Consider the following 22,324-nt stretch of genomic DNA (forward strand, 5'->3'; position numbering starts at 1 on the left):
GCACGCTGCCCAACTTAATCCAATTCAATTATTTCTTTTTATCTTCCAGCGCCAGACGGGATGCTGCTTTCTTGCGCAAGAAGCGGAACAACATGGTTGCAGCAATCAGCGAAGCCAGCATCAGGAAAATAATCATGATGAAAGGCTGGGTAGATAAATGCCATTTGAGCCAGGTCCACCATGGCAAACTGCCTGAGTAATAGGTTTCACCTATTTGTGCATTGGCGATACGGTCGCCCTTGATGAGCACCAGATCACCCTGGAATTTGCTACGCAGATCAGCCTTGTTCAAACCCGCGGTCAGGTCAGCCAGGCTGGCCGAGTCACCAGAGGTCATGACAATCACGCTATGGCCGCTGGACAATGGTGATTCAAACTGCATCATGGCACCAAAAGCATTGCCAGTCTTGGCCAGCATTTCACCGGCATGGCGTTCCATGGTATCGAGATCGCGGCCAGCCCAGCGTGTCACGAGACGCAGGAAACCTGTAGGCAATTGCAGACGGTTGCCGTTTTCATCCATGCTCATGGGCATGTATTTTGACCATTGCTTGAGCAAAGGCAAATTACCGCTTGCACCTAACAGCAGGAAGTCTTTATCACTATGTTTTTCAACGTCAGCGCTACGGATCAGGGTACTGTTCAGTACCGGATAACCTGTAGACTCACCCATGCGGCCCATGACATTGAGGAACAATTCCATCTCTTGTGCATTTGGGCGGTCTGGCATGACGATGGCTGTTTGCGCCAAGTCTGCCATGCGTGTGAACGGGAAGCCAGCATTTGCCATATATGCCAGGTTAGGCATGGCAGCATAGTGTGGCATGTTCGAGAAATCGATCGTCGAATCTGGATCTATGGCAGAGCGCACATTGTCCAGATACACATCTTTACATGCCCCTTGTTTTGGGTAATCGTAAAAGAAATGGAATTGCAACTGGTTCTCTGCGCCGATGCGGAAAGTCGGCACCTGGATTTCATCCTGAGCATAACGCTGGCCATCCTTGAAGAACAGCATGACCGATTCCTTGATCTTGCCTTTATCTACCTGACCACCAGACAAAGGCAAAGAACGCACAAACTCATCATTGATGCCTATGTTCAGAGTTGATTTATCAACGGTAGGACGCGGCGTGAAACGGTAACGCAAATCGATAGGCACGCCTTCTTTTTGCCATGTGAACAAGTCAGGTGCAACGCGTAGATTCACACGTATCAGGTCTGGTGTCAGGCCATTGACTTTCAGTGCTGGTGGCGCAGCCAGCTCACCAAACTTGACTGGTCTGTCAGTAGGCAGCCATTTTGGCGCATCGTAGGCTTTGCGTGGATCGATTTCTTTGAGGTTCTTGATCACGGCAGATTCGCCAGACATGGCCATCTGCCCCATGGTCAAGGCTTGTACGGCAATCTTGAGTTCATTGACATCGCGTCCCAACACCAGCAACAACTTGGCTTTGGGATTTGAAGGATTAGCCATGATGGCCAAAGTCGGACCTGAAATTGCAGGTAAAGTAATGCCTGCCGGTGCTTCATTGGCGGTGGCGAACAACACGGCATTACCGCGTGGCAGGGTATTGGCTTCGATAGGGAAGCGCGCACCACGATAAGAGGACAGATGACCAAACCATGAAGCAACTACACCCGCATTACGCAAGACCTCCAGTGAGGGAGTTGCAGGCAGGATGAAAGGCAGTTCCAGCAATTTGTTATCACGCCTGTCAAAGAAAGGCGCTGGCAACATACCCAGGTCATTTGCCAGGGTGAGCGGGGAAACCGTGAGTTCCAGATTGGTGGTGTGGCTGAGCTTGGCCCACAGGCTGGAGTGATAAGGGTCTTCACAATCCCTGGTGTAATGGCCGATGAGTTTAAAACTGAGTTGATTGAAGTCAGCAAAAAAACGTGGATCTATCACATCTTCACGTACGATGCCTTTGGAGGTCTCTCTCGGCAAAGGAACTACGCTGACCAGTTCGTTGTTAACCAACACCTGTATATGCGACAGGTCAGGCAATAAAGCAGGTGAATAGGCAATGCCATATTTGACCTTGGCAGCTGTAATCACTTCGTCGCTGCGTACGGTGAAAGGGAAGGAACGCTCGCCCTCGGTGCCACGCAATTCAACACTGGAGCTGACGCCTATCATGTCCTTGAGGCTGATGTTATAGGTTTTTTGTCCACCGATCACTGAGGTTGGCTGCAAGTCTTCCAGCGCAATTTTTTCAGCGACGGCAGGCTGGGCAGTAGCTGCCGCACTTGCGCTTGCGCTGGCATGTTTGGACTTGGCCAACACATCTTCATGGTGTGCTACCGCTGTTACGCCACAAAGTATGGCCAGAGCCGTGCTACTGCCTTTGCGCGATAATTTAGCCCGAACACTAGTCACGATGTTTTTCACGATGGACGCCTCATTTATTTTATTCATATGCCCTGTTCTTTCCACTACATATTGCTTCATGCTGCTACCAAACCTGCTGAATCCGCGCATGCTGTGGTATGCGATTTCTTTCAAACCATTCAACGGATGGTCGATGTCCCTGTCATTTGACCAGCTGAGCCAGACGTCGGCGCGGCCTATGGTGCAATTAATCAAATCCATTTCCTGCTGCAAATCGAGCGGCGCGAATTGCACACTGAGCAGATTGTCCTTGAAGAACACTGTCTTGGCAGGGAATACGGACTCCCCGTTAGTACCATACAGGGAAATCATCAAATCTTCATCCTTGTGCATCTGAAAACCTTCAGGAACACGGAAAGACATACCACCCATGGAAAAATCTTCAGTACGGCAAACTATAGAGTGGCCATTGCTCAAACGCAGGGTGGCATTCAATACTGCCCTGACCCTGTGAGTACGTCTTACTTGCTTAGACTCTGTAGCGACAGCCAGTGTTGCGCCCAAGATGACCAGGTTATAGATTGTCCACAACATATTCAGAATAACGGTATCCATCTCGTAGGTATTCCACCACAATGCACGGCCAATACCGACAAAAAATCCCAGCACATTCATGCCCAGCATAATCAGGTAAGGCTTGGAAATCGACCAGTCAAAATGCTCCTGCTCGACCAGACCACCTTTGGCAGTCACGTTGAACTTACCGAGTTTTGGATTGATCAGCGCCACCAGTGTCGGGCGGAAGATATACCAGGCCAGTGTCGCTTCATATACCTCTGCCCAGAAGGAATGCCGGTGCGCGCCCTGTATACGGGAGTTGGTCAGGTTGGCATGCAAGAGATGGGGCAAAGAATACGCCGCAATCGACAAGGCCGAGGCCTTGATGATATGCACTTCAAAAAACAGGTAAGACAACGGTGCCAGCAAAAACACCATGCGCGGTAAACCATAAAAGAAATGGAGCATGGCATTGCTATAACAAAGCCGCTGACCAAAACTCAGCCCCTTACCGAGCAAAGGATTATCAGTCCGGAAAATCTGTGCCATGCCACGCGCCCAGCGTATACGCTGACCAACGTGAGCGGACAGACTCTCGGTCGCCAATCCTGCGGCCTGCGGCAAGGCCAGATAGGCAGTGTTGTAACCAAGGCGTTGCATTTTCAATGCGGTATGTGCATCTTCTGTCACGGTCTCAACCGCAATGCCGCCGACTTCTTCGAGGTAGGTGCGGCGCAGGATGGCGCAAGAACCGCAAAAGAAAGTCGCATTCCACAGATCATTACCGTCCTGTATCAGGCCATAAAACAATTCGCCTTCATTTGGCACATTGCGGAAAGTTTGCAAATTACGCTCAAACGGATCTGGCGATAGAAAATGATGGGGTGTCTGTACCATGGCCAGCTTGGGATCAACCAGGAACCAGCCCATCGTATATTGCAAAAACGAACGCGTCGGCATGTGATCGCAATCGAAGATCGCGACGAAATCGCCGGTCGTGCGTTTCAGGGCAGCATTGATATTGCCGGCTTTCGCATGATTATTATCCGCACGGGTAAAACATTGCACGCCGACTGAGGCGGCGAATTCGGCAAAGGCAGGACGACGGCCATCGTCGAGGATAATGATATTGAGTTTATCCTTGGGCCAGTCTATGCCCATAGCCGCCAGCACGGTAGGCTTAACCACAGCCAGGTCTTCGTTATAGCTGGGGATGAACAGATCAATGGTGGGCCAGGTCGAGGTATCTGGCGGCATCATGACAGGCTTGCGTTTCAAGGGCCAGGCAGTTTGCAAGTACCCGAGCAACAGCACCAGCCAGGCATACACCTCAGCCATGATCAGCACGAGTGCAAAAAACAGGTCGATCAGATTGTCTGTGCCTATGGTGTAAGTGATACGCCAATAGATATAGCGGCTAGTGGCACTGATGGAGAACATCACCATCACCAGAGAAATCAGCGTACCGGTATACCGGCGCAGATACAGCGCAGTACTAAAAATGATAATTGAAAACAGTGTTTGCAGCGGCAAGTCCAGCGGGATGCTGATACTGGTCCAGTACAAAAACACCGCTATCATCAAGGCCAGAAAACGCGGCGTCTTGCGCTCCCAACCTGGCCAGTTGACCATGGCACGCCCCAGGTCGTTGAGGCGACCGTAGAGATATCGGGAGTTAAGTATCGAGCGCATTTAATCAACCAATCTGAAATTCGTTTGCAGCCAGGCCGTCAGCTCTTGCATGTCATGAGTAGCAGAACAATGCTGGGAGTAATACGATACCGGCGTCTGGCAAGCCAGCGCTTCGCTGACCGCCTCATCCTTATGGATGGTCACTGGAATGAAGCGTTTACCCAGACTGCTGCGCAACATGCCGAACACATCACGGCTCAGTTGCTTGGACGCATCCATCTGATTTAGCAAATAACAGTAACCGAGAAATCCCTTGCGGTCGGCACAGTAATAGTCAATCAAGGATTCTATGGATGGAATCGTTGAATAGGAAGCTGCATCCGGTTTCAACACTACCAATGCGTAATTTGCAGCGTGTAGCACCTGCTGCAAATAAATGCTGGGACCAGGCGGCGTATCAATCAGAACCAGGCTGTTCTCAGCCAGATTCAGAGAAGCAAGCCTTTGTATCAACCATTTAGGATTGGCCTTGATCTCTTGTTCAAAAACCGCACGCTGATTTTCATCGACACTGCCATACGGCAGGAAATCAACACCATAGGCGCTTTCAAACAGGACATCGGTCCAGCCATTGTCCATCGTATCTTGCTGTGCAATGCCGCTGGCGTCGTCATGTGCCATGCCAAAATGCAATCTGAGTGCGTTTTGCGGATCTAGGTCCAGTATGGTGATGCGGGAACCAAGACGAGCCAGGGATGTCGCCAGGTTGGCAGTGACGGTAGTCTTACCTACCCCACCCTTGGGAGAAATGACGGCAACTACCCTCATGGTTTAAATATTTTTTTAAAGAATGAATTGCTACCTGCATCGGCTGGCCTGGCTTCTTCCTGCTTGCCAGCCAGCCGACCGAAGACTGCACTAACGGGATGGTCCTTGGTGGCAGGTTTGGTCTTCACGCTTTGATTGCATAGTGCTTCAGCTTGCGTCTGCGTTTGTGTCTGCGCTGTAGGCATGGCATGCGCTGCAGGTATATTATGGATAAACGTTGCAGAAGGGGCCACAGAAGAGGCGCTTAATGACTTGCGCACACTTGTCACGGATGCGACGCCGGGTACATGGGCTGGCGTCTCGGCTTCTCGCGCTGGGTTAGCTTGCGCCCTGCTGGAAAACAAACCACTGCCCGCAGATTCTTTTTGATTCGCTACGCTTGGCTTTGGTGATGCTGGCAATATGCGGGATAAAAATGGGGGGGCTGTTTCTGCCTCAGATTCTTGCTCTGCAACTTCAGCTTTTTGCATCAGCATTTGCTTTAAGGGCAATTGCGAGTTGTGCTTGACACTCACATGAACCTCAGATGCAGCTTGTAAAGGACTGGTTTTGACAGCAGCTGACTTGGTCATCGTTGCTTTGACTGCAGAACTACGGAATGAACTATCATTCATCTGAACTGGTGCTGCCAATTCTTCTTCACGATGCTGAGCCACACGCACCGGTGCAGGCCCAGAGTGCAAATGCACGTCGCGCAATAAAGGCCAGCGCTTTTTCGCTTGCTCACTATCAGCGTCGCGATTGATTTCGCGATAAGCATCTGTTGTCTGCCCAAATTTCTGAAAAAGATTTTTTACGTCATCGTCCATAATGTCCACCAGTTCCGGTTACTTGCAGCGTCACGATCAAATTAACGACGTGTAAAATAAGACGGTTCTTCTGACTGCTTCTTCAAATCAAATACAAATAATTGTCCATCTTCAAAAACGCCAGCACGCTGGGTCAGGCGCAAAGACTTATCCATGCCAAGGCCATCAAACCATTGGGCATAAACGCCTTCAAGCAAAGCGGGGGTCCAGTCGAGTGCATGTTCGCCAAACGCTACTTTAAGCGGTGAAGCATGATGAGCGACTACCAGGGCATCCGCTTCTTCTACCAACTCTACCCAGCCCCAATTCATTTCTGACCACACCTTGTTCATGCATGCTTCCAAGGCTTGCAGACTACTGCCATCATTGACATGAAACTCTGCTGCCATGTTGCGGCCCAACTGGTGCATGAATGCGCGCAAATCGCCAGGTTCACCTTTGGAGGCGAATTCAGCAGCAAATGCTCCCAGGAAAGATCTCCACTGGATTGAACACTGCTGTTCTTCGTAATAACGAATAGTATTTGTCGACATGCTAATTACACCTTTGCGTTAACTTTTTCTCTATGGCTACTATCGTGACACGCAAATCATAGAGAGTGTTGATTCGTTGCGACTTTACCACTCGTCTTTATCGCTAGTCCAGCCTATATGAATGGTGAATTGTCAACAATTAATAATAAGACCAAGCATTTATAAAAATTTAATTAATTTGCAAACCATTTTCACAATTGCAGGGTAAAAACCGCTTTTTATTATTTTTTGCGTCAGTAGTGCTGCAAAATAAGGCGTCAGGCAATTACTGCACAAGAACCACTTCTTGAAAACTGCGGACTGTGATTAGTTGTGATCCGCCGACATTCTCTTTGATATGCGGCCTGATCAAGAAATGGGACTCTCAGCGCTCGCTCTTTAATCCGGCCAGCAACCAGTCTATGATTTTTTGTATGCTTAATGACGCAGGATTATCGGGCTTGTATTCGAGTACTGGACGCTCGAAGGCGAGCGCTTCCTCGACTTGTGGACTTTCCTGAACGATGAAGGGAACCATACGCTCGCCCAGCCTGTCGGCAATCAGGGCAACGACGTCCTGCGCCAGTTGCCGGTTTGAACCCTGGTTAACGATATAAGCTGACCCAACGTCAGCCTGGCTTCTATGACCATAGGTGGAAATCAATTCTTCCATCTCTGGCAAAGTGGAATAGGAAGCGGCATCCGCCAGCACTACTACCAGTAAAAAATCCGCGGCGTGGATGGCCTGCTTCAGGTAAACAGAGGGTCCAGGCGGTGTATCCAGTAAAACAATGGCATTAGCTGGCAATTTCGCCGCCTGCAGTTTTTTGCGCAGCCAGGGCTCTTGTTGCTCGAGCATGTCTTCAAAGCGCATGCGCTGTTTTTCGCCGCCATTACCAAAAGGGACAAAGTTCAAGCCAAACTGGCTTGTATAACATGCATCCATCAGTTTGGCGCGCGCTGCCGTCATGAGGCTGATACCATTTGTCTCACCTTGCTCCAATCCACCAAGATGCCACTGCATGGCGTTTTGCGGATCAAGATCAACAACAGTGACAGGAAACCCGCGCTGCGCAAAACCGACACCCAGATTGGCAGTGATCGTGGTCTTGCCGACCCCTCCTTTTGCAGAGACGATGGCAATCACTATCATGTGGGCAACCCCGGCGTGTCAATACATGGATAGCCACAGCCCATCAGGCAGTGCCCCCAACTGTCAGGCCTTCTATGCGCAGGCTGGGCTGACCAACGCCTACCGGCAAACTCTGCCCTTCCTTGCCACAGACACCGATGCCTGAGTCAAGGCGCAGGTCATTGCCTATCATGCTGACATGATTCAATACTTCAGGGCCATTGCCTATCAGGGTTGCACCCTTGACTGGATAGGTGACTTTGCCGTTTTCTATCATATAGGCCTCACTGGCTGAAAAAACGAACTTACCGTTCGTTATATCGACCTGACCACCGCCAAAGTTGACAGCGTAGAGACCATTTTTAACAGATGCGAGAATTTCTTCAGGATCCTTGTCACCGGCCAGCATATAAGTGTTGGTCATGCGCGGCATGGGCAAATGGGCAAAGGATTCGCGACGGGCATTACCAGTCACCGGCATTTTCATGAGGCGCGCATTCATGGTGTCTTGGATATAGCCTTTGAGGATGCCGTCTTCTATCAGTGTCGTGCACTGGGTAGGATTGCCCTCATCATCCATATTCAAGGAGCCACGGCGGTTCAGCATGGTGCCATCATCAACCACAGTCACGCCTTTGGCTGCAACACGCTCACCTATGCGGCCAGAGAAAGTGCTTGAACCCTTGCGGTTAAAGTCACCCTCCAGACCATGGCCTATCGCTTCATGCAACAGTACACCTGGCCATCCAGGGCCGAGTACCACGGTCATGGGGCCTGCCGGAGCTGGGCGTGCATCAAGATTTACCAGTGCTGATTTCACAGCTTCATCTGCATATTGCTCCAGCAAAGCATCGGTAAAATAGGAATAATCATAACGGCCGCCACCACCGCTGGAGCCCATTTCACGACGACCGTTTTGTTCCGCAATGACAGTCAGCGACACCCGTACCAAAGGACGGATGTCGCCAGCGATCACACCGTCACTGCGTGCCACCAACACCACATCATATTCACCGGCCATGCTGGCCATGACTTGTACTATGCGCGGGTCCTTGGCTCTGGCGATTTTCTCTATTTTCTCCAGCAACTGGACTTTTTGATTGGCATCCATCGAATGCAAGGGATCGTCACGCAAATACAGTGAGCGGTTATCCAGACCTTTTAGACTGGATGCTACCTGGATTTTGCCTGTGCCTTGACGGGCAATCGTACGGGTTGCCTTGGCGGCATCGGACAAGGCTTGCTCAGATATTTCATCAGAGTAAGAAAATGCGGTTTTATCGCCAGAGACGGCACGTACCCCCACACCCTGGTCGATAGAAAAACTGCCCGTCTTGACAATACCCTCTTCCAGACTCCAGCCTTCATTGCGGGTGAACTGGAAATACAGATCAGCATAATCGACTTTATGAGTGAACATGCTGCCCAGCACCTTGCTGAGTTTGGCTTCATCAAGTCCAAATGGGGTCAGCAAAATATCGCGTGCGATAGCGAGGTGGCTCATGGCGGGATCAAATGGGGTCATAGAATAAATTATTTACACTGCAATTAAATTAGCGCACATTATTTGCAAGATTCTTGCAAAACACAGGCGCACACACTGACATTGTAGAGCATCTGCGGGATTCTCTGGTCTGCTCACTACGCTGATTGTCAGCTTACTCCAGTCCAGGCATCCACAGACTTCATAACTTGCGATGGCGCAATGCTGGCAAACTTTCGCGTATGCTGGCAATCAGGCTTTCATCAATCTCACCACTGACGATGCCCTCCCCCTCTTCCAGTACGGTCAAGACCTTGCCCCAAGGGTCAATCAGCATGCTATGTCCCCAGGTACGGCGGCCATTCACATGCTTGCCGCCCTGACCACAAGCCAGCACATAACACTGGTTTTCTATGGCGCGCGCACGTAAAAGTATTTCCCAGTGCGCCTGGCCTGTCGTATAGGTAAATGCAGCAGGCACAACGATCAGGGAGCAAGTTCCCAGCGCGCGGAATAATTCGGGGAAACGCAAGTCATAACAGATAGACAGCGCCACTTTGCCAAAACCTGCATCAAAGCTACTGACCTGATTACCGGCGACGATAGTGCGCGCCTCTTCATACGACTCCTCACCTTTGCTGAATCCAAACAAATGAATTTTGTCGTAGCGTGCGATCTGCTTGCCTTGAGGATCATAGACCAGGGTCGTATTCAAGACCTTGCCAGGTTCAGTTGCCTGCAGAGGGATAGTGCCACCGATGAGCCAGACACCCAGAGTACCTGCCATTCCGGCCATCATGGCCTGCATGGGCCCCTGCCCTACTGGCTCGGCAATATCTACCTTATCGGTTTCCTGCAAGCCCATCAGGGGCCAGTATTCAGGCAGTAATAATAATTTTGCGCCTGAGGCTGCCGCTTCCTGCAACAGGCGTCTGGCAGTTGCCATGTTCTCTGCCAGCACGGGCGTGGATATCATTTGTATTGCTGCTATCTTCATATCACCCTCTTTTATCAGTATGTTACCGTCACAGAGCACATGGCTCCATTCCCGCCATACTCAAGGCTTGCTTGCCGCCTTGATCGCCGACGGATTGTCACGGCTTTCAACTTTAGTCACTGTTGGTTCTTTCCATGAACCACTGACTTTGTACTCAAACGTAAATGCCCTGCTCAAAGGTTCTTTCAAAAATAATTGAGCAAGAAAGGTGCCAAGGCCGATGACCGGATTCACCGCAAGACCATAAACAACTGACGCCGTACCCACATTCACCACAGGAATGACGGTCACATGCAGGTCCTGAGCTTCTCTGACCAGATCAGCATTCCCTTCCAGCAACACAGTCGCATTGACGCCCAGCATCTTCAGGTTATCGGTTTTTGCCACACCTTGCTGTATATGGGCAATACCTGCGATGGAATCAAAGGCAAAACCATCAGAAAACACATCACGGAAATCCAGTGTCAGGCGGCGCGGCAAGGATTGCAGGCTCAACACGCCCAGCAGTTTCGCGGCCCCTGGATCTACCTTTAAGAATTGCCCACTGGCAAGTACCATCTTGACCTGTCCACTCATGCTAGGTATGTCCATCGCAAAAGGCAGGCCATTCCATTGCACATCGCCTTCAAGTTTACCTTTACCACCACGCAAGACATCGGCAAAACCCAGACGTTCCAATAGCTTGCCTGAATTTGCGATATCCAGCACATAATTGAGTTGGGTACGTCCATCGCCACCCTGACTGGCCCATTTACCAGTGGCATAAAAGTCTGCATCAGGATTTCTCAACAGCAGCCTATTGATCTGCCACTCACGCCCATTGCCCTGGCTGACGAGTTGATTAACTGCCTGCAGTTCCAGACGCCCAAGCTTTTTATTGAACAACTCAAAGTTTTCAGCAACGATGTCCAGTCCAGGAATTTGCGTCGTCGTATTTTTCCCTTCCAGCAACTCACTGACATCCGCAGCTGCCGACTGAGGAATGATGAGATTACTCAGGCGTGCTGTGACACTGCTCAAGGCTTGCCCACCTGCTCCTTCATTCCAGGTCAGGTAACCGGCTACCTGATTGGATTGAATATTGGCTTGCCAGGTTTTATTTTGACGGGAAACGCCAACAATGACATTTTCCAGCTGCTTGCCCATGATATTCAATTGCGGCGTCCTGACAGCGACCGTGCTCGGTTCCAGGTAAGGCGACAAATCAACTTCGGCACTATCCCTTTCTGCACCGGCGGCATTGGCCTGCTGGCTCGCAGACGCTGGCGCCATCAGGCGTCGCCACTCGTCTATGTTCAGGGACTTGAATTCTATATTGGCATTCAAACCGCTATCCGGCTCTGGTGCGGGCGCATTGACGCCTATGCCACCACGTACTACTTGCCATGGACCACTGCCCTGTTTTTGCCGCGCATATCTGGTATTGATGGAGTTGCCAAGACTGACGCGAATTTCATCACGCAAGGTTTGCGCATCCATGCCTGCCTGTGGTAACAGCTCAAAGTGCAAAGGCATGAGTTCTGCGCTGGTCTTTTTCAAAGGCGCAGGAAAATTCAGGGACATGCCCGCCATCGTTGAATCGACGATGATTTCTGGCTGCCGTTTTTTGACATGGATGCTGGCCGTATAACGACTGGCACCACTGACACGGTCAGCCATTTTATCGACCATACTGACGGGGATGATCTTGCGTATGCCATCAGCAGTGACGGTACCATCGAGCCTGACTTTAACGCTGTTATCTTTTTGCGAGCCGCCAGTAATCTGTACCGGGCCACCAAGCGCCATGCCTCTCAATGTCCCGAGGTTGACTCCTGTTTCATTGAACTCCAGTTTGCCATTCAAGCCCGTTACCTGGGGAATACCAGGTTGTAATACCACGTCATTATTAGAAAACTGCAAAATACCGAGGACTTTTGACTCTATCAAATGCTGTAAGGGCAATTGCAATTTGAGCTGCAAGGCAGCAGGTGCCGAGGTTTTGGCTTCCTTGAGAAAATGCCCCAGCCAGCCACTGACCGGGCTCGCCCCCACATACGCCAGCATATTTTGCAGACTACCACTGACTGCACCATCAATACTCAGGATGGCACCATGCTGCGACAAGTCAGGAATAATCGCCTTGACCTTTTTCAGATCGACACCCAGGGTCTTGGCTGTGTCGCCAGTAATCTCCATCCTGGCTTTATCAAAAACAAAGCCCCCCTTGATGTCTTCAATGACTGGCCACAAGGGTTTGCCCTCTTCATTCTGGGCACCAGCAGAAAAATCGAGTTTGGCACCAGCCAGGCTACCCTTGATCAGGAATTCACCCTTGTGGTTTTTCTTGCCGTCCGTAGTATGGAATGGAAAATGTGCGAGATCACCCCGTATGCGCACGCTGACATCATTAGCCTTGCCTTCAAGTATGGAGTTCAGCAGCCAGTGCCGTAAATGCTCTTCTGCAGCAGCAGGAATGTAACGGTCAAGCTGCTTCAAATCGAAGCCCGTAATACTGCCGGTCAAATCCACCTCACCCGGGTGGGCATCGGCACCATGACGCATGGACATGATGTGTTTGCCGGACAAGACGGCGTGCATGCCTTCTTGTTGTGCTTCCATTTTATGAATCTGGAAAACCAGCTTGTCCTGCTCGACAAACTGCCACTGCGCATGCATATTCAGGCTTGAAAACGGCATGAGAGGATCAACAAAATAACTAGACAAGCGCAAGGACAGGTTTTTGGAATCCAGCACGAAACTACCACCCTTGTCATTGGCCTCCAGGCTGCCCGACAGGTTTTCAAATCCAGGTATCGCAGGCACAGCCGCTTTTGCCGGGGACGTGGCGGTCCTGACTCTAGCCAGTTGTGCTGGCTGCGCCGTCATCGACAAGTTGATGAACTGCCCTTTCACACTGTAAGACGACACATCAGGATAGGTACCCTGCCATTTGGCAGTGAAGTCCTGGAGTTGCCCTTTGGGCGCAAAATCCAGCATCATCTGCCTTTGGTCGGCTGGCAAAGGCAGGTGCTCAGCAAAATTAGCCAAGGTCTGTAAATCCAGCGTACTGGCGTATAACTCGACCTTTTCGGGCTGGCCTTTATCACCGGGGGTAAATGTTTCCTTGATGGTGGTCACTGGTAATTGCTGGCCCTCGCGGGTGCGCATGGAAAAATTGACGAGTGAGACACTATGACCAGCCTTGCCCATCAGGGCCGCCAGGAACTTGTGAGTAGAAGTCTGGGTTTCGCTGGCGACGAGGCGCCCACTGACCAGGGCCATGTCCAGCTCAGGCAGGTCAGCGCGGAACTTGCCTAGCACATCCGCCAGGCTCAAGTCTGCCGTCAGATCTGCCAGCCTGCCCTTGTCCAGGCGTAGCCAGGCACGCACCGAGCCGGAGGCCTTCTTGACATCGGCCGGGTAGTCTATGTAGGCTTTTAATGCAGCCAGATCAGTACGGCGCAGGTCGGCATACAGATCGCCGGTCCATAAAGAAAAGTCTGAAATCTTTTTGGCAAAAACCGGGTGCTGGAAATCGCCCCTTATGTCCAAAGGCGCAGACAGGCTGGCATCAGGCGTTGCCTTGAGGGCAAACCTGTGATTGCGCCACTGGTTTTGCAAGAGAAAATTCACATCCGGCAATTTCAGCTCTGCCGCATTGCGCATTTTATCTGTCCAGCGTACGGAGCCCTTGCGTATCAAGACTTCATGCTGGGCCAGCACCCAATCCAGACCCTGCCCCTTGCTTTCAGCAGCAGGGTCAATATGAAAACCACCTACATAGATTTTGCCATCCGCATCCCTCTGTATATCAAGGGAAGGCTGATTGATGACGATACGTTCAAACCGCAAATCTGCAACTGCCAGGGTCCACCAGGACATAGTTGCTGAAACCTCTGGCAAAACCAGTGCAGCACCACCCTGCTTGTCACGCAACACGACATTTTCCAGCATCAATTGCGGATTGAGGCCCTGCCAGGAGGCGCGCAAACTGGAAATCTGTAATTGCCGCCCCAGAGAGTTTGAAATAGCCTGTTCGATATCAGGCTTGTACCTATCTACATTGGGTAATATGACATACCGCAATACCAGCACCAGTATGCAAAACAGGAAATACAATGCCAATATCAACCTGAGCGTGAAACGCAGGCTTTTATCGCAAGTCCGCCAGGTAAAGCGACAGAACCGCCAAAAATGACCAGGCTCGTCGTCCTTGACTGCGGTGTTAGCAATGTTCTCTTGATCTACTTGTGTCATTGCTAATGTTTAATTTATTTGTAAGTAAGACTTGCGCAAAAACCATGCGCTTGCAAATGAGCAAGCTTCATTCTTCTTGCGCAAATCCTCACATGCCGAAAAATATCAGCAAAACAAGCCCGGAATTATTAACATGCTGGTTGCTCAACAGATCACCATCATTGCTATTTAAATAACTCCCACCGCAATCCAGCTTAACTCACTCATTCACTTCATTTTTATACTCCCAAGGAGTATAAATTTATTTGCTGCTGCTTGCATAGTCCTGGCAGCCAATACCACCTTGCCTGGCTCTTATCGCTTAAAATCAATCACAGCACTGACCATATCTGTCCATTTCAGCTTTATTACAACCCCATTATGACCGCAAGCACCAGCATGAACGCCGAAATTCTCCAGGCCTCCCGCTTTTTTATTCATTGCATGGAAGCAGATACCAGCCGAAATGCTCAGTTACAGCAAGTTTCTGAATTATCCTTGAGCCCGGCCCATTTTGCGCAGTTTTTACAAAAAGAAATATACGCAGGTGCCACTATTAACAAAGCCATGCGCCGCTTGCGCAAATTGGTGGTTTGCACCGTGATCAAACGTGACTTGTGTGGCCAGGCCGATCTCAATGAAGTTATTACGACGATCAGTCTGTTTGCTGATTTTGTCGTGCAACAGCATTTGCAAGCCATAAACGCCGAAATGCAAGCCATGCATGGTATTCCCATCGGGGAAGAAAGTGGCACGCAACAAGCGATGATCGTACTTGGCATGGGCAAACTGGGTGGCTATGAACTCAACGTCTCTTCTGATATAGATTTGATTTTTTGCTACGCCGAAGACGGCGAAACTCAAACCACAGACTCCAGCCAGCGCAGCCTGTCCAACCATGAGTATTTCAGCCGCCTGGGTAAAAAACTCATCGCTGCCATATCTGAAGTGACAGAAGATGGTTATAGCTTCCGTGTCGATATGGCCCTGCGCCCAAATGGCGCATCTGGCCCGCTGGTCGCCAGCTTCAATATGATAGAAGAGTATTTCCTGATACAGGGTCGAGAATGGGAGCGTTATGCCTGGGTCAAGGCTAGAGCGATGACAGGTAATGCCGACGATATCGCCGCGCTGGAAAAAATCATCCGTCCTTTCGTCTATCGTCGTTATCTTGATTATGGTGCGATTGATTCCTTACGCTCCATGCATGCGCAGATTCGCGCTGAAGTCGTGCGCCAGGAAACCAAACATCCAGAGCGCAGCAATAACGTCAAGCTTGGACGTGGTGGCATACGTGAGGTGGAATTTCTGGCACAGGTTTTCCAACTGATACGCGGTGGCCGTGATGCCAGCTTGCGTGAACGCTCCACCCGCCTGACTTTGCAGACCCTGGCGGAAAAAGGCATCATGGATGCCCCTATCGTAGACAAACTGCTGGACTCCTACACCTTTTTGCGCAATCTCGAACATAGACTGCAATATCTGGATGATGCACAGACCCATACCTTCCCGGCCAGGGATGAGGACCAGTTGAGGATAGCGCAGATGATGGGCTGCGCCAGCGTCGCAGAACTACTGGACCAGTTGCGTCCTCACCGTGAATTCATCGCCGATCAGTTTGATGCCATCTTCCGCGACAAGGCCGAAAATAATAGTGAGAATGAACAGGGCATGCTGGCAGTCAGCCTGTCCAGCCCCGACAGCGAAGAATTGATCGCCGCGCATCTGACTGGTCTGGAGTTTTCATCGCAAGATGCCGCAGCATTCAGCCAGCGCTTGCAGGCCACCTGGCAATCGCCCAAGGTGCAATCCCTGTCTGAAGCCAGCCGCATGAAACTGGTGGCACTGGTCAACAATGCTCTGAACATTATCGCCAGACAAAGCAGCAATCAATTACAAGCCTGGAACCGCCTGCTCGACTTCATGGAAGCCATTGCCCGCCGCGCAGCTTACCTCGCGCTATTGACTGAATACCCGCATGCTTTGGCAAGAGTGATACGCATGATGGCGGCATCTGACTGGGCGGCCAAATTTCTTACCCGCCACCCCTTGTTGCTTGATGAATTACTGGATGAGTCGTCACTCCATCAACGCCCGGACTGGCCAGCATTTCGCCGGGATTTGCAACAGCATCTGGCGCAACACGCAGGCGACACCGAAAGACAGATGGAAACCCTGCGTGAAATGCACCATGCCATGCAATTTCGCTTATTGGCGCAAGACTTGGAAGGCCAACTCAGCGTAGAACATCTGGCCGATGAACTCTCGCAACTGGCTGACATCATCGTCGATGCTGTCTTGCAATCTGCCTGGCAAACTATCGCTACCAGACACAAAGTGGAACCCAGCTTTGCGGTAATCGCTTATGGCAAGCAAGGTGGCAAGGAACTGGGCTATGCCTCCGACCTTGACGTGATCTTCCTGTATGAAGATGAAGACCAGGACGCACCTGCCAATTATGCCAAACTGGCGCAGCGCTTCATTACCTGGATGACTTGCCACACGCCAGCAGGTATTTTGTTCGATATTGATATTGCCTTGCGTCCTGACGGTGCCAGTGGCTTGCTGGTGTCCTCAGTTTCTTCCTTTGCCCGTTACCAGGAAAAATCTGCCTGGCTATGGGAGCATCAGGCACTGACACGCGCCCGCTTTTGCGCAGGCGATGTCAGCATAGGTGCGCAGTTTGAACAGATACGCGAACAAGTCCTGCGCCAGCAAAGAGATATAGAGAAATTGCGTACTGAAGTCATCGGCATGCGCAAAAAAATGCATGACGCGAATATCAATCGCAGCGACCTGTTTGATCTCAAACAGGATGTGGGTGGCATGATAGATATAGAATTCATCGTGCAATTTCTGGTATTGAAATATGCAAACCAGTATCCTGAATTAACCGCCAATAAAGGCAATATCGCCTTATTAAAACGTTGTGGTGAGCTGGGCCTGATTGATTTGCAACTGGCTAATCAGGTATCAGATGCTTATCGCTTATTCCGTAAATTGCAGCATGGCATACGGCTGCAAGGTGAAGACCGCGCCAGGGTGGAAGGTGAAAGAGTCAGCAAAGAAGCAGATGCGACCAAAGCTTTATGGGATAGCCTGTTCTCTTAATCCAGCAGAACAAAAAAATGCCGCTCAGTTTATATTCTGAGCGACATTTTTTAAGCAATTTTTATAAGGCGGATAAAGATATCCTCTTATTTTCTGCTAGCGACGTGAACCAACAACTTCCACAGTCACACGACGGTTTTTGGAACGACCTTCACTCGTCTTGTTATCTGCAATCGGCTGGGTTTCGCCCTTGCCTTCGGTATACACGCGGGTAGTGTCAATACCTTTGATCACCAGATAAGCTTTTACTGCTTCGGCACGGCGTATAGATAATTTCTGATTATATTGATCGCTACCTACCGAATCAGTGTGACCAACGGTAATCATCACTTCGGTATTCATGCCTTGCAGCTTATTCAATAACTCATCCAGCGCCTGTTTGCCTTGTGGTTTGACCACGGATTTATCAAAGTCAAACAAGGCTTCTGCATTGAAAGTGATTTTTTCAGACACCGGTTGTGGTCTCGGTGGCGCAGGTGGACTCTGCGCAACAGTAACGGGTATGGGATCTTGCTGCATCACAGGTACTGGCGGCGCTGTATAGGCTACCGGCCTTGCATAAGCTGGCTTGCCAAACTTATAGACGAGGCTGACAGAATAAAAATCCACGTCGCCACGATTATGTACCGCATCGTTGACACGGTATCTTTCTGCTTCACCGCGCATCGCCAAGGCTTGCGTAAATTTATATTCCAGGCCAACACCTACTTTGGGATTCAATTTTTTCTCAGTCGGATTGGGATCAGTGATCGCAAATAGGCGATTACCGCTGAAATGCGCATCAGCCCTGGCGTAATTCGCACCTACGCGTCCCAGCAATGAAAAATGCTCGGACAATGGCAACTGTCCTACCAGATCCAGATTAAAACCGCGAAAGCCCACTTCACCGTTGATAGCTCCTGGCGGTGTGGTAATTGCATTGAATCCAAACTTGCCAAGATCAAAGTAGCCTGCTTCGATGGCAAAATACCGATTCATTTGCTTGCCCATAAAAAGCTTGAAAGCGGTATCACGCTCGTTTGATCCGAATGTCACAGAACTAGCACCATTGTCCATCAGGCTACGTACTATTCTGTCTTTGTCAATGCTGGTGTTTGCACGTCCAGCACCCACACCCAGATACCACGCATTATCTGCCCAATCCTGGTTGGTCCATGGTTCATCAGCTTGCGCCAGTTGACTGGCAAGAAGTGCACAAGCGAACAAGTTAAGTGTGACTATTTTTTTTGGCAGTGCCATATTTTTCTCCTGATGAGTTTGCCGAATTTATTGAATCATTTATTGAATCATTTATTGAAAGAGTTCATTGGGAACTCTTTCAGCTATTTATGTGTGTTTAACGTGCAATCACATTATTTCTAAGCGTCACAGAACTGCCCGACAAGACTCTTCCGTTTTGCAAGGTCGCAGTATCGCCCATCGTGATGGCGGCAGACTGCCCCATGATAGTTCCCTTGAACACGCTGTTTGCACCGAGGGTTGTTGCTGATACAGGTACCCAGAACACGCTGTTTGCTACCGCGCCCCCGCTTAAAGCAACGATGGAATTCGCAGTCGTATTTAAAGTAGAACTACTGCGGAACAGATATAGACCAGGACCATTCATCGTGAAAGTACCGGTGATGGTAATCGCGCCTGCATAGCAATACACACCAGGCGTAAAGGTTTGCCCACCCAGATCAATACCGCTGGCCGAATTGACAGTGCAGGTGCGGCTATTCGCATCAGCAATGGCGACTTGCAAGTCGGCCAATGCAGTGTTCAATATTGCGCCGGATTTGTAGTTACTAAAACCTGCAGCCTGCACCGGATCAACCGTTTGCGATGGTGAACCTACGTCACCACTTACCAAGGTAATGCCACCAGAGTTATTGGTAATCGATGCCCCTGCTAATACGCCGAAACTGGCTGCACTACCAAGATTGATACTTGCCACTGGTGCAGCTGTCACGGTAAAACTGGTACTTGCTGTCTGAACACCTTGCGTCGCCGTGATATTTGTCACACCTGCTGCAAGTGCCGAAGCTTGTCCAGTGGATGAGATACTGGCGACACTACTTACACTTGAATTCCAGCTTACTGTGCTACTGATGTTATTGCTTGTGCCGTTTGAGTAAGTGCCGGTCGCCGTAAATTGCTGCAATGATCCAACAGGTACTGAGCCATTGACTGGCGCAAGCGTAATGCCGGTCAGAGTAACAGCCGACGTGACTGTTACGCTGGCACTACCCAGCTTGCCCGCAAAACTGGCGGTAATAGCCGCCGTACCACCAGACAAGCCATTGGCAACTCCCGTTGCTGATACCGAGGCAACTGCCGTATTGGCGGAAGCCCAGGTGACAGAATTGCTGATGTTAAGGCTGCTGCCATCTGCAAAGCTACCCGTAGCGACCAGACTCTGTGCGCCATTGACAGCGATGCTTGGCGAGGCTGGGGTCACGGTGATGGAATTCAACGTTGCGACGGGCAACACATTAATCGTTACTGAAGTAGATTTAGTGCCAGATATCGCTACAACAGGTGTAGTACCAGGAGAGACTGCAGTCACCAGCCCACTTGCATTTACCGTTGCAATCGTACTTGCACCAGAACTCCAAGTGATGCTGTTAGTAATATTGGCGGTACTGCCATCTGAGTAATTACCTGTTGCGACCAGATTCTGTGTTGCGCCAACAAGCAAACTCGCTGGCGGTGCGGCAATGGAAATCGAAGTCAGGGCCGGGCTGGATACGACGGTAAGTGTGGCTGTCGCAGACTTCGCATTCAAACTCGCTGTGATGACTGATGTACCTGTCGCCACACCTGTAGCTACGCCGGTCGACAATATGCTTGCAACTGAGCTGCTGCCAGAACTCCAGGTAACCAAATTCGTGATATTGACATTGCTACTATCAGAGTAGGTACCAATCGCTACGAATGCCTGGGTAGAACCTACCGTCAGATTTGCCGTTAAGGGTGTAATCGCAATAGAGTTCAAAGTAACAGCAGGTACGACAGTCAATGAGGCAGAGCCTGTTTTACCACCCAGCGTTGCTGTGATCAATGCAGGGCCGGTAGCCACAGCAGTAGCCAGACCATTTGGCAAGACAGTTGCAACTAAAGGTGAGCTGGTCGCCCAGGTCACGCCATTGCTGATGTTTGCTGTAGTTCCGTCAGAATAACCGCCACTGGCGACAAATTGCTGGGTACTACCAACGGCAACATTCGCATTAGGTGGTACCACGGTAATAGTAAGCAACACAGCAGAGCTGACATTGATGGTCGTTGTTGTACTCATGCCATTGAACGTTGCTGTAATAACAGAGGAACCCGTAGCGATTGCAGTCACCAGACCATTACTGGCTGCAATAGTGGAGACCGTTGCATTGGCAGGTGTGGCAGAACTGAAACTGGTTGTTGCGGTCACATTCACACTGCTACCATCTGAATATTTGGCAGTAGAAGTCAGTTGTTGCGTCGTGCCTATTTGCATGGCCGGATTAGCTGGCGTCAATGCGATAGAGAGCAAACTTGCCGGCGTCACGGTCAGCAAGGTCGTTGCCGTCCGTGCGCCTGAGACTACCGTAATGACAGATGAACCGACTGCGACACCTGTCGCCAATCCTGTGCTGCTGATCGTGGCCGATGCAGGCGTTGCCGATGTAAAGCTGGAGATTGCTGTAATGTCACTGGTGGTGCCATCAGAGTAAGTCCCCATCGCCGAGAATTGCTGCTTGCCACCAACCGCTAAAGAAGGATTTGTCGGAAGCAGGCTGATCGACTGCAGGGACGCTGGCGAGACTGCCAAGCTAGCAGAAGCAAGTTTGCCACCGAAGCTGGCAGTAATAATTGCCGATCCACTCACCAGACCTTTGGCAACACCAGTATCAACGACGACACTAGCCACCGCAGGGCTGCCAGAACTCCACACAGAAGTCGTCGTGACATCACGGGAAACACCGTCTGCAAATGTCGCCGTAGCCACAAATTGTTGCATACCTCCAATTGCTACGGTGGCAGTGGCGGGACTAACAGTGAGAGTCGAAAGAGTGGTCGATGGCAATCCCAAAATTGGATCACGGCCTTGGTCACCACCGCCGCAACCTGCAACGAATGATGTGATGAGCATGGCGGAGACGCACGCAAGCGGCCTCAGGTAACGCTGTAGGATGTTCATTTTTGCCTTTTTTTATCAGGTGAAACCGGTGCCGAGTAATTTCGGTGTGGCCGCAATACGGTGCTTCTTTCATATTTCAGAAAGCGACCTTGAGGTGAAATGAATAACCAGGATAGTATTCATTGGTTTCATTGATTTCACATGAGGGAGGCAGTCTTTATCCGTCCAGCTTTGACAGATTGACCAGGCAATTTCTGCTTGAGTAAGGTATCAAGCATCTCTTATCTCTCTTTTCACGTACGCTATCTGTGCGATAGCGCACCAATAAGCTATTGAATTTTTAATTGCATTTTTAAACAACAGTGATGAGCATTTTCGATTTTGGAATAATGCTCTGATGATGATACTTTCTTACGTGCATCAAATAAAAAAGCCGCCGGGGAATTTTCCCAGGCGGCTTTGCATGTTGACGAGTGCAGCTCAGGCCATGAAGCGCGCCAGATACTCAGGCGAATTGATAAACTGCCCGATCAGCGTGACTACATCCGTGCCAGACTGTGCCAGCAATGCCTCAAAGGTCGCCTGATCAGGTGCATGACCCAGCAAGCCTATG

The 22,324-nt window shown here is 50.4% G+C and carries 12 protein-coding genes; 2 read left to right on the forward strand and 10 right to left on the reverse strand.

The annotated features are described in order from the left end of the window. Positions 1–28 precede the first annotated feature (28 nt). The 8 genes from bcsA to ACO0LG_RS22125 form a co-directional block, all read right to left on the reverse strand. Positions 29–4,585: a UDP-forming cellulose synthase catalytic subunit gene (gene bcsA / locus ACO0LG_RS22090; protein WP_423029712.1), complete on the reverse strand. Its 4,557-nt coding sequence runs from the start codon at positions 4,583–4,585 to the stop codon at positions 29–31. Continuing rightward, a complete protein-coding gene (gene bcsQ, locus ACO0LG_RS22095) occupies positions 4,586–5,353 on the reverse strand; it encodes a cellulose biosynthesis protein BcsQ (protein ID WP_423029713.1) in 768 nt (255 codons plus the stop codon). Continuing rightward, entirely contained in the window at positions 5,350–6,162 is an 813-nt protein-coding gene (gene bcsP / locus ACO0LG_RS22100) for a cellulose biosynthesis protein BcsP (RefSeq protein ID WP_423029714.1), read from the reverse strand. The genes bcsQ (ACO0LG_RS22095) and bcsP overlap by 4 nt, the downstream gene beginning before the upstream one ends. Before the next feature lie 41 nt (positions 6,163–6,203). Beyond that, positions 6,204–6,695 carry a cellulose biosynthesis protein BcsD gene (gene bcsD / locus ACO0LG_RS22105; RefSeq protein ID WP_423029715.1) on the reverse strand — a complete coding sequence of 164 codons (492 nt, stop codon included), beginning with the start codon at positions 6,693–6,695 and terminating at the stop codon, positions 6,204–6,206. 364 nt (positions 6,696–7,059) lie between these two features. Continuing rightward, positions 7,060–7,827 carry a cellulose biosynthesis protein BcsQ gene (gene bcsQ / locus ACO0LG_RS22110; RefSeq protein ID WP_423029716.1) on the reverse strand — a complete coding sequence of 256 codons (768 nt, stop codon included), beginning with the start codon at positions 7,825–7,827 and terminating at the stop codon, positions 7,060–7,062. A 43-nt stretch (positions 7,828–7,870) separates the two neighbouring features. After that, positions 7,871–9,331 carry a metalloprotease TldD gene (tldD, locus tag ACO0LG_RS22115; RefSeq protein WP_423029717.1) on the reverse strand — a complete coding sequence of 487 codons (1,461 nt, stop codon included), beginning with the start codon at positions 9,329–9,331 and terminating at the stop codon, positions 7,871–7,873. Positions 9,332–9,491: 160 nt separating this feature from the next. After that, positions 9,492–10,286 carry a carbon-nitrogen hydrolase family protein gene (locus tag ACO0LG_RS22120; RefSeq protein ID WP_423029718.1) on the reverse strand — a complete coding sequence of 265 codons (795 nt, stop codon included), beginning with the start codon at positions 10,284–10,286 and terminating at the stop codon, positions 9,492–9,494. Positions 10,287–10,346: 60 nt separating this feature from the next. Then, positions 10,347–14,525, reverse strand: a complete 4,179-nt coding sequence (locus ACO0LG_RS22125; protein WP_423029719.1) for a YhdP family protein — start codon at positions 14,523–14,525, stop codon at positions 10,347–10,349. A gap of 31 nt (positions 14,526–14,556) precedes the next feature. On the opposite strand from ACO0LG_RS22125, the gene ACO0LG_RS22130 reads away from it, so the two are divergent. Both ACO0LG_RS22130 and glnE read left to right on the forward strand, forming a co-directional pair. Next, positions 14,557–14,697: a hypothetical protein gene (locus ACO0LG_RS22130; RefSeq protein WP_423029720.1), complete on the forward strand. Its 141-nt coding sequence runs from the start codon at positions 14,557–14,559 to the stop codon at positions 14,695–14,697. Between the two features lie 188 nt (positions 14,698–14,885). Next, entirely contained in the window at positions 14,886–17,615 is a 2,730-nt protein-coding gene (gene glnE, locus ACO0LG_RS22135; protein WP_423029721.1) for a bifunctional [glutamate--ammonia ligase]-adenylyl-L-tyrosine phosphorylase/[glutamate--ammonia-ligase] adenylyltransferase, read from the forward strand. 96 nt (positions 17,616–17,711) lie between these two features. On the opposite strand, the gene ACO0LG_RS22140 is transcribed toward glnE, so the two are convergent. Together ACO0LG_RS22140 and ACO0LG_RS22145 are read right to left on the reverse strand one after the other, a co-directional pair. Further along, the gene (locus tag ACO0LG_RS22140) at positions 17,712–18,854 is read right to left on the reverse strand and encodes an OmpA family protein (protein WP_423029722.1); all 1,143 of its coding nucleotides are present in this window, start codon (positions 18,852–18,854) and stop codon (positions 17,712–17,714) included. A gap of 97 nt (positions 18,855–18,951) precedes the next feature. Continuing rightward, entirely contained in the window at positions 18,952–21,771 is a 2,820-nt protein-coding gene (locus ACO0LG_RS22145; RefSeq protein ID WP_423029723.1) for a beta strand repeat-containing protein, read from the reverse strand. Between the last annotated feature and the right edge of the window lie 553 nt (positions 21,772–22,324).

Origin of the sequence: Undibacterium sp. Ji42W (assembly GCF_049340405.1) — a bacterium.
Lineage (GTDB): Bacteria > Pseudomonadota > Gammaproteobacteria > Burkholderiales > Burkholderiaceae_D > Undibacterium.